This is a genomic window from Thermoflexus sp., from assembly GCF_025055495.1.
Lineage (GTDB): Bacteria > Chloroflexota > Anaerolineae > Thermoflexales > Thermoflexaceae > Thermoflexus.
This window is the reverse complement of the sequence record NZ_JANWXB010000323.1, coordinates 1-7,614: the sequence shown is the minus strand read 5'-3', so window position 1 is coordinate 7,614 and position 7,614 is coordinate 1. Positions and strand designations below refer to the sequence as shown.

Below are 7,614 nucleotides of genomic sequence, written 5' to 3'. Positions count from 1 at the left end.
CTGTGGACAGCTGCAGCGCAGGCTGGGTTGATCCCTTACCCAGCCAATCTGCCCGGCATCCTGCGAAGGTGAACCCAGCGTTGGCGACACCCTGGAATAAAAGGCCACCGCTGCGTCATCGTCGAGCACCCCGTTGCTCCTGGCCTCTTCTACGGTCAGGAAGGACGTGCCGGTGCCGTCCATGACCTCCTGGCTCACGCCGACCGTTCTATTTAGGTCCTGAGGGTCTTCTGATAGTGCCACCGGCTCATCACGGGCGCAGGGTGAGCTCGCTGATCAGCACGCTGTTGTTGACGGCGCTGGAGTAGCCTGGGGTCAGGACGACGACGCGGGCGGCCGGGTTGCCCTCCGGGTAGAGGCCCGTGCGGAGCTGATAGGTCCCCGGCGGCGCGCCGGCGGGGATCGGGAGCACCAGCGGATCACGCACGATCTGCCCGGGCTGCCACGCCGGGATCGGCGGGTTGGGCTGGGCGTCCCGCTGGGCAATCAGCTGGCCGTTCGGGGCGATCAAATGAACAAAGATCACCAGCGGCTGATCCACCCGCTGCAAGGCGCGCCACTCCAGCGTGGCGACGATGGTTTCCCCGGGCCGAAAGGCCCGCTGGGGCAGATCCACCGCATCCAGCGTCACCCAGTTGGCGAAGTTCGCCCCGATTTCGATCCGCGTTCCTGCGCTCACGGTCAGGGTGAGGGGCTGACCGACCCCCAGGAGGGCCCCCGGGGGCGGGCGCTGCTCCAAGATCCGCCCCGCGGGTTCCGGGCTCCACACCCGTTCCACCCGCACATCCCATCCATACGAGCGAAGGCCATTGAGGATATTTTCATCCAGGGTATACCCCAGGACGTTGATGACCGGGAAGACCGGCGCGCCGCGGTTGACCGTGACCTGGATGGCCTCGCCCGGTTGCAGCGTCGCCCCGGGCGGGGGCTCCTGGGCGATCACTACCCCCGCCGGCTGCTGGGGATCCTCGACCTCCCGGGCGACCGAGAGCCCCAGCCCCAGCCCCATCGCCCGGGCCTGGGCCTCCACAACCGGCAGCCCGCGAAGATCCGGGACCTGGATCGCGGGCACCACGGTGGGAGGGGGCGTAGGGGTCGGAACGCCCGTGGGGCCGCCGAGCCACGCGCGGTAGACCAGCCACCAGAGGGGGATCAGGCCCAAGACAGCCAGGGCGGCCAGCGCCCCCAGCAGCCAGACCAGCCAGTCGCGCTCTTCCGGGATCGCAGGGGCGGCTGGGGATACGGAGGGAACAGGGGTGGGGACAGCCGGCGTGGTCGGCCCAGTGGGTTGCTCCGCAAGACCGGTGGGGGCCGCTAACGGATGGCGCTGGAGAAGCACCCGGGCCAGCTGATCCGCGTTCCGGTAACGACGAGCCGGCTCCTTCTCCAGACAGGTCAGAAGGATCTCCACCACATCGTCCGGCAGCCCGGGCTGGAAGGTTTTGGGGGAAGGAGGTGCCTGGGTCAGGTGAGCCCTCAACAATTCCGTGGGGGTAGAGGCCTCGAAGGGCAGACGACCGGTGAGCATTTCATATAGAATCAGGCCCAGGCTGTAGACATCGGAGGCCGGGGTCGGCGGATGGCCCGCCGCCTGTTCTGGAGATAGATACTGCGGGGTCGCCCAGGTCGTTCGATCCGGATCACGGGACCAAAGGGTGGCGGCGATGCCGAAGTCCACCACTTTCACCTCACCGGTCCGGGACACCAGGATGTTCTGCGGCTTGAGGTCCCCGTGGACGATCGAGTTCCGGTGGGCATGGCCGACCCCGGCGCAGATCTGCAGGAAAAGCTCCAGCGCCCGTTCCACCGTCAGCGGCGCGGCATGACGGATCAGGGTCTTTAAATCCCATCCGTCTACATATTCCATCACGAAGTAGGGCTGGCCGCCCTCCCAGCCGAAATCATAGATGGTCACTAAGTTCGGATGGGACAGGTTGGCCAGCAAACGGGCCTCCGCCTCTAACCGCTGGCGTAGCGCGGGGTCCTGCAGGCGATCGTTGCGGAGAACCTTGATGGCGACCGCGCGCTGGAGGACGGTATCGAAGGCTCGATAGACCACAGCGAACCCGCCGCGTCCCAGCGTCCCCAAAATGCGATAGCGTCCTGCGAATAGCGTTTCTGTCATCCGTCCCTCGTCGCGAGTCCTGAGAGTCAACAGGGCTTGGTCCCGTTATGAACAGGTAGCGGGTTTGCCCCGATTCGCTGAGAAGATGGAGACCTCTCCTTCCTTACTTCCCCTCTTTCTTTGTGGCCTGTAGGCAACGCGCTGGAGAGATCCTGCCGCCTGCGAAGCCTCAGCGTTCAGGATGCCTCATCGAAGGCCCTGTTGCCGCAGTTGGGCTTCCAGCCACGCTTGCTCTGCCTCCGAGAGCGGCGGCGGAGGCGGCGGCTGGCGGTAATCGATCTGCACCCCGTAAGCGCCCCGTTCGTAGACGGCGGCCACGACAGCCCCCAAATCCAGGGGCGCATCCGGATCTGGCTCCAGGAGCGGCACCGGGAGCACCGGCAGAGGATCCCACAGCAGGATGGGCCAGACCTCCACGGTTGGACGGCGATCCGCGCGGCTGAGGACCACGTAATAGGGCGCTGGGGGAACCGGATCCTCCAGCGGAGGCCGTTCCCCGCCCCGGAGCAGATCGATTTCCATCCGATGAACGGACGAACGCAACAGATCCCGTCGTTTCCGCCGGTACTCCTGATGCGCCTCGTGACCGGCCCGTTTGTTCACCGGGGAGAGAATCTCAATCACCGTGACCAATTGCTCCGTGTCCGCCTTGCGGATCTCCACGCTGTAAAGGCGCAGCGGCACCTCCAGGGGGATCCGGCTTTTCACCGGGGCGGGGGGGATCGCCACCGGAGCCGGAGATTCTCCGGAAGAAGAAGGGCGGTGAACGGATACGTCAGGTCGGACGATATGGGTTTCCCCGATCTCCACCACCTCATAAGTGACCGATACGGAGAGGCGGGCGAAATAGCGGGGCGTGATCCGCTGGTTCAGCCTTGCGCGGATTTCGGAGGCCAGATCGCTGTGAAAGTCGGGCCACAGATCCGGGCGCTCCAGATACGGATCCATGCCAGGGAAAGGAGAAGGCACAGCCCACCTCCACGGTATGCCTTTCGGCTTTCATTATAGCCAGGAGTTCCAGGGTTGGGGATCTGCATCCCTCGCAATTGCGATGGGGATGGGGGCGCCGCGGCCATGCGGATTTACCCTTCCCGTTTCTCCTTCAGCAGCTCACAAAGGCCCGCGAGCCCCAGGAGGTAGCTCCGCCACCCAAAGCCCAGGACCACCCCGCGACAGACCGGGGCGATGACGGAGAGGCGTCGCCATTCCTCGCGGGCCTGGGTGTTCGAGATGTGGACTTCCACCGTCGGCAGGTTCGCCGAGACAATGGCATCGCGCAGGGCATAGCCGTAGATGTGTAGGGCGCCCGGGTTGATCAGGATCCCATCCGCCCACCCCCGGGCTTCGTGGATCGCGTCGATGAGTGCCCCCTCGTGATTGGATTGAACGATCCGCAAGGTGACGCCATGGGCAGTTGCCCACTCTTCCAGCCGGGTATTGATCTCCTCGAGGGTCGTTGTCCCGTAAATATGGGGCTCCCGGGTTCCGAGCAAGTTCAGATTGGGGCCATGCAATACCAGAATGTTCATGAGTGACCTCCTGTAGTGAAGGATTGGAGGTTGCATTCATCAACATTCAGCTTCATCAACGATAAACCGCCCGCACCCCTCGGAGACCTCATGGTTCAGGATAGAAGGGGACCTCCTATCGTCTCTTCGCACCGCTTTACAGCGGGGGGATCGGCAAAAAGGGGGGAACGGAGCGGTGGCTTTGCCTCCTTCCCCGCTGCGCGTAACCTCGGGTCCCTTACCATCCCCAGAAGGGCGGGCCGGGGACTTCAGGGACGGGAGCTCGTCGCCCGGGCCAGCCCCCCCCCAGAACCCGCCTGCTGGAAGTTGCGAAACCGGATGGTTATGCGTATCGTTATTTTCCGCCAGGACCGTCATGGCGGGAAGCAGGATTGCAATGACCCAGGAGGTGAGGAGATGAGCGGGGAGCCTTTCGCGGTGATCCTGGCCGGGGGGAGCGGCACCCGCCTATGGCCCCTCAGCCGGCAGAGCCGCCCCAAGCAGATGCTCCGGCTGCTGGGGGAGCGGACGATGTTCCAGTTGACGGTCGATCGCTTGCTCCCGATGTTCCGGCCCGAGCACCTCCTGATCGTCACCGGTCAGGAGCATGTCGAGGAACTGATCCAGCAGGCCCCCGAGATCCCCCCGGAGAATTTCCTGGCCGAGCCGGTGGGCCGCAACACGGCCCCCGCGATCGGCCTGGCCGCCCTGCACCTTCGCCGGCGGGCGCCCCAGGCCCTCATGGCCGTCCTGCCGGCGGATCATTACATCCGGGATGAGGCCCGCTTCCGGGCCGTGCTCCGGGCGGCCCTCCGGGTGGCGGAAAGAGGGTTCCTGGTTACCCTGGGCATCCGCCCCACGCACCCCGCCACCGGGTTCGGTTACATCGAGCGAGGGGAACCTCTGGGTCGCTTCGGCGGCTTTATGGCCTATCGTGTCCTGGCCTTCCGGGAGAAGCCGGATGCGGCGACCGCCGAACGCTTCGTAGCCGGCGGACGTCATTCCTGGAACAGCGGCATGTTCATCTGGCGGGTCGATCGGATCCTGGAGGAGATCGATCGGAACATGCCGGAGCTCGCCGCCGGCCTCCGTGCGCTGGAGGCCGTCCTTGGGACGCCGGAGGAGGCGGTGGCCCTGCGCCGGATCTGGCCGGAGATGCCCAACACCAGCATCGACTACGGCGTGATGGAGAAGGCGCAGGAAGTAGCGGTCATCCCGGCCGAGTTCGGCTGGAACGATATCGGCAGCTGGGCCGCGTTGCTGGACATCCTGTCCGCTGACGACCAGAGCAACGTGGTCCTGGGGGCGGAGCATCTGGGCCTGGACACCTCGGGCTCTTTGATCTTCGGGAACGGGCGGCTGGTGGCGACCATCGGGGTGAAGGATCTCATCATCGTGGACACCGATGATGTCCTCCTGGTCTGCCCCCGCGAGCGGGCCCAGGATGTCCGCCTGCTGGTGGAGGCGCTGAAGCGGGAAGGGCGCTCTGAATACCTGTAGGGACTGTCCGTGAATCGAGGCGCGAATGGGCGAGGGAAATAGTGAGCTTTGCGCTTTGAACCATGCTCTGGAATCCGGAGGAGAGGGAAATGAGTGAGAAGGGAACCCGGCTGGTCATTGTGGAGTCTCCCGCTAAGGCCCGCACCGTGGGCCGCATCCTAGGCCGGGGCTTCACGGTGAAAGCATCCATCGGCCACGTGCGGGATCTGCTGAAGTCGCAGCTGGCGGTCGACATCGAGAATGGTTTCCAGCCGACCTATCGGGTGCCGAAGGAGAAGCAGGCGGTGGTCCGGGAGTTACGGGAGGCTGTGAAGGAAGCGGCGGAAGTCTATCTGGCGACGGACCCCGATCGCGAGGGGGAGGCCATTGCATGGCATCTGACGGAAGTCGCGAATATCCCGGCCTCGAAGCTGCGCCGGGTGGTCTTCCATGAGATCACCGAGCCGGCGATCCGGGAGGCCTTCGCCCATCCCCGGGGCATCGACATGCAGCTGGTGAACGCCCAGCAAGCCCGACGCATCCTGGACCGGCTGGTGGGGTATAAGCTGAGCCCCCTGCTCTGGGAGAAAATCCGCGGGCGCCTCTCGGCGGGCCGGGTGCAATCGGTAGCCCTGCGCCTGGTCGTGGAGCGGGAACGGGAGATCCAGGCCTTCGTCCCTGAGGAATACTGGACCATCGCCGTGGAGCTGAGCAAGCTCGATGAGGAACGGACCTTCCGCGCCCGCCTGGTCCGCTACCTCGGGGTGGAGCCCGAGCTCAAGAACGAGGAACAGGTGCGCCCGCTGGTGGCGGAGCTGGAAGATGCCCTCTACGTGGTGGTCAGCGTCAAGAAGGGCGAGCGGCGGCGGCGGCCGGCGGCTCCCTTCACCACCAGCACCATGCAGCAGGAAGCCTCCCGCCGCCTGGGCTTCACGGCCCGGCGCACCATGGCAGTGGCCCAGCAGCTGTATGAGGGCCTGCCGCTGGGCGAGGAGGGATCCGTCGGCCTCATCACGTATATGCGCACGGATTCCACGAACATCTCCCCGCTGGCCCAGGAGGAGGCCCGTCGCTTCATCGCCCAAACCTACGGCGAGGGATTGCTTCCGCCGGAGCCTCCCGTCTATAAGACCCGGGCGCGGATCGCCCAGGAAGCCCACGAGGCCATCCGGCCCACCTCCGTCTTTCGGACGCCGGAGTCGGTGAAGCCTTATCTGGATCGCGACCAGTATCGCCTGTATGAGCTGATCTGGAAGCGCTTCGTGGCCAGCCAGATGGCCCCGGCGGTCCTGGACACCATGACCGTCGAGATCGTGGCGGTGCCCCGGGCGCTGGTCGCCGATGGCGAGATCCCTCTGGAAGCTCTGGAGAATCCGCGCTACCTCTTCCGGGCCACCGGCTCCGCTATCCGCTTCCCAGGGTTCCTGGTGGTCTACGAGGAGACGCGAGACGAGGATGTGAAGCCGGAGGAAGAGGAGGAAGGGGGAGGATTGCTGCCGCCGCTGGATCCCCAGGAGCGGCTGCGGCTCTGGCAGGTGCTTCCGGAGCAGCATTTTACCCAGCCCCCGCCGCGCTACACCGAGGCCTCTCTCATTAAAGCCCTGGAGGAATACGGCATCGGCCGGCCCAGCACTTACGCCCCGATCCTCTCCACCCTCTTCCAGCGGGGCTACGTCGAGCGCGTGGACAAGCGCTTGGTGCCGACGCCGCTGGGCATCACGGTCACCGATCTCCTGATCCAGCACTTCCCGGACATTATGGATGTGAACTTCACGGCCCGGATGGAGGAAGATCTGGATCGCATCGCCGCGGGCGAAGTGGACTGGGTGGAGGTGCTGCGCCAGTTTTATGGGCCCTTCGAACAGCGGCTCCAGGTCGCCTTAGCCGGGATTCAGAAGATCTCCCTGGACCACGAGGTGTTGGACGAACAGTGCCCGGAGTGCGGAGCACCGCTGCAGATCCGCTACGGGCGCTTCGGGAAATTCGTGGGCTGCACTCGCTTCCCGGAGTGCCGTTATGCCCGTCCCTTCTACAACAAGCTGGGCGTTCCATGTCCTCAGTGCGGCGGGGAGCTCCTGGAGAAAAAGACCAAGCGGGGCCGCACCTTCTACGGCTGCAGCAACTGGCCGACATGCAACTTCACCACCTGGAAGCGTCCGCTGACCGTTCGCTGTCCGCACTGCGGCGGCCTTCTGGTGCAGGACGACCGGGAGAACGCCCGTTGCCTGAAATGTGAGGCGACCGTGCCGCTGGCGGAGCTGGAGCTGGAGGAAGCTGGACAGTAAGAACGCATTCGATTGGGCGTTTTCGGGGGTGGGGCAGGGGCCAAGAGCCCCCTGCTCCACCCCCGAAAGATCTTTTCTCCCCACGGCCCAGAGGACGGTGGGGAGGAGCGATGATCCCTTTGATTGGATTCAGCTCCCCAGATCTCCAGCTCGAACGGGTCAAAGCACTACCATTACGCCATGGGGGTTTTGGGGCTGGGGCGCCGCCGAAGGCGGC

General features: G+C 65.3%; 6 protein-coding genes. 2 read left to right on the top strand and 4 right to left on the bottom strand.

Features of this window, described 5'->3' with window-relative positions:
- From NZM16_RS10320 to aroQ, 4 genes are all read right to left on the bottom strand, one after another.
- On the bottom strand, positions 1-183 hold a 183-nt coding region (locus NZM16_RS10320), incomplete at its 3' end, for a hypothetical protein (protein ID WP_295480267.1).
- A gap of 67 nt (positions 184-250) precedes the next feature.
- Positions 251-2,125, bottom strand: a complete 1,875-nt coding sequence (locus tag NZM16_RS10315) for a protein kinase (protein WP_295480265.1) — start codon at positions 2,123-2,125, stop codon at positions 251-253.
- Positions 2,126-2,311: 186 nt separating this feature from the next.
- Positions 2,312-3,094 (bottom strand): DUF4058 family protein, encoded by a 783-nt coding sequence (locus tag NZM16_RS10310; RefSeq protein WP_295451316.1) that lies wholly within the window; start codon positions 3,092-3,094, stop codon positions 2,312-2,314.
- Positions 3,095-3,207: 113 nt separating this feature from the next.
- A complete protein-coding gene (gene aroQ / locus NZM16_RS10305; RefSeq protein WP_295451319.1) occupies positions 3,208-3,654 on the bottom strand; it encodes a type II 3-dehydroquinate dehydratase in 447 nt (148 codons plus the stop codon).
- A 396-nt stretch (positions 3,655-4,050) separates the two neighbouring features.
- Between aroQ and NZM16_RS10300 the strand changes: the two genes are divergently transcribed.
- Positions 4,051-5,133 carry a mannose-1-phosphate guanylyltransferase gene (locus NZM16_RS10300; protein ID WP_295480263.1) on the top strand — a complete coding sequence of 361 codons (1,083 nt, stop codon included), beginning with the start codon at positions 4,051-4,053 and terminating at the stop codon, positions 5,131-5,133.
- Between the two features lie 89 nt (positions 5,134-5,222).
- The gene (gene topA, locus NZM16_RS10295) at positions 5,223-7,397 is read left to right on the top strand and encodes a type I DNA topoisomerase (RefSeq protein WP_295480261.1); all 2,175 of its coding nucleotides are present in this window, start codon (positions 5,223-5,225) and stop codon (positions 7,395-7,397) included.
- The last annotated feature ends 217 nt before the right edge of the window (positions 7,398-7,614 follow it).

Bases quoted from the DNA above. Each gene is read 5' to 3' on its own strand.
- NZM16_RS10300 (WP_295480263.1), top strand. From the start codon at position 4,051: ATGAGCGGGGAGCCTTTCGCGGTGATCCTGGCCGGGGGGAGCGGCACC.
- aroQ (WP_295451319.1), bottom strand. From the start codon at position 3,654: ATGAACATTCTGGTATTGCATGGCCCCAATCTGAACTTGCTCGGAACC.
- NZM16_RS10315 (WP_295480265.1), bottom strand. From the start codon at position 2,125: ATGACAGAAACGCTATTCGCAGGACGCTATCGCATTTTGGGGACGCTG.
- topA (WP_295480261.1), top strand. From the start codon at position 5,223: ATGAGTGAGAAGGGAACCCGGCTGGTCATTGTGGAGTCTCCCGCTAAG.